Genomic DNA, 1539 nt, shown 5'->3' with positions numbered 1-1539 from the left:
AGTCGAGACTGTTGTGCTGGGTCATCCGGCGGTGCTCGAAGCTGCGGCGGTGGGTGTGCCCAGCGACCTCGGTGAGGACGACATCCTGCTTGTCGTCGCGGTGCAACCGGACGCTACGTTTGATTATGCCGAGCTGCTGGACTTTTGCAGCGCCCGGATGCCGTACTTCTGCGTGCCGCGATATGTGGAGGTGGTCGACGAGCTGCCAAAGACCGTTATCGGGCGGGTTCGCAAGGATATTCTTCGCGCCCGGGGTGTCGGACCCGGAGCCTGGGATCGAGAAAGCCACGGATACATCGTCAGCCGGTGAAACAGGGAGAACAAATGGCCATGACCTACCAGCAGCAGTACGTGCTCGACGGTGCGGCGGGACGCGACGCCATCCTGAATCTGACCGCACGGCACAACCGATGCTATTTCGACGGCGACCGCAACGGCTGGATCGCGACATTCCGCCACTCCGGTGCCCGATTCACCCGCGACGGTGAAGAATTCACCAACCTTAGTGCTGCCTTCGACGGTGCCAGGGGACGGCTGGTCACCGTCGATCACGAAATCACCGTCGACGGTGTCAACGCGACTCAGCGTTGCGTCGCACTGCTTTTCGCCGTCAGTGAAGATGGCGCTACCACTCTGCGCGCCACCGGAGCTTATCGGGATCAACTCATCTACGAACGCGGCGGCTGGTACTTCACGTCCCGTGAGCTGGAATGGGATTCGGTGTCGAACGGGCATTCGCTCACGGTGTGACGAAAGCGGCATCCTTTGACGACACCAATCAGTTACCGGCTGGCGTTCGGCACGTATGAGGACGCCGTGCGGATGGTCGGGGTGACGAGCGAGCCAAGAACTGCGGGGACGGTGGTCAGTGCGGCCCGGATCCAATTGTTCGCCGCCACGGTACGTGATGGCAATCCGTCGTATTGGGATGCCGAGTTCGCCGCGCGCATCTGGGGAGGATTGTTGGCGCCGCCGGGGTTGCTGATGGGGTGGCTGACCCCCCCGCCGTGGGAGCCGACCGGGCGACCGCCCGTGTCGGCGATCGCCCTCCGAGTGCCGTTGCCCGGCACCACATTTATCAATGCGGCCAACGAGGCCGAGTTTCCGCTGCCCATCGTCGAGGGCGACCTGCTGACCGTCGTCGAGGAAGTGGTGTCGGTTTCACCGGAGAAGCACACCAAGCTCGGCGTTGGCCATTTCGTCGAGACGTTGGACACCTTCACCCGCCAAGACGGAGCGGTGGTGGCCAGAAACCGGAATACCTTGTTGCGCTTCACCCCGGGTACGTCATGAATTGGGAGCGGATCACCGTTCCGGTGGATTTGCCTGAGGTACGCGATGAGATCACGTACCAGCGGGTGGTGATGAACTCCGGCGCGACGTGGGATTACTTCCCGGGCCACTTCGACCCCGCATACGCCGAAAGCCAAGGACATCCAACGATTTTCGTCAACACCATGCACCTCGCCGGTTTCGCCGACCGTATCGCGACCGATTGGGCTGGGCCGGAGAGCCGGGTGGTGCGCCGGAAGATGAGGT

Annotated in this window: 4 protein-coding genes; all 4 read left to right on the top strand. The window is 62.7% G+C overall.

Going from position 1 to position 1539, the window contains the following annotated elements; translation table 11 throughout:
* On the top strand, positions 1 to 310 hold a 310-nt coding region (locus WAN71_RS15455), incomplete at its 5' end, for an AMP-binding enzyme (protein WP_422226168.1).
* 14 nt (positions 311 to 324) lie between these two features.
* Positions 325 to 750, top strand: a complete 426-nt coding sequence (locus WAN71_RS15450; protein ID WP_422226167.1) for a nuclear transport factor 2 family protein — start codon at positions 325 to 327, stop codon at positions 748 to 750.
* A 72-nt stretch (positions 751 to 822) separates the two neighbouring features.
* Positions 823 to 1293 carry an FAS1-like dehydratase domain-containing protein gene (locus WAN71_RS15445; protein WP_422226169.1) on the top strand — a complete coding sequence of 157 codons (471 nt, stop codon included), beginning with the start codon at positions 823 to 825 and terminating at the stop codon, positions 1291 to 1293.
* A partial coding sequence (locus WAN71_RS15440; RefSeq protein ID WP_422226166.1) for a MaoC/PaaZ C-terminal domain-containing protein occupies positions 1290 to 1539 on the top strand: 250 nt, incomplete at its 3' end. The genes WAN71_RS15445 and WAN71_RS15440, both read left to right, overlap by 4 nt.

Origin of the sequence: Mycobacterium sp., assembly GCF_049280035.1 — a bacterium.
GTDB lineage: Bacteria > Actinomycetota > Actinomycetes > Mycobacteriales > Mycobacteriaceae > Mycobacterium.
Note: the sequence above shows the minus strand (reverse complement) of the source record. Positions and strands in the feature narration are given on the sequence as shown.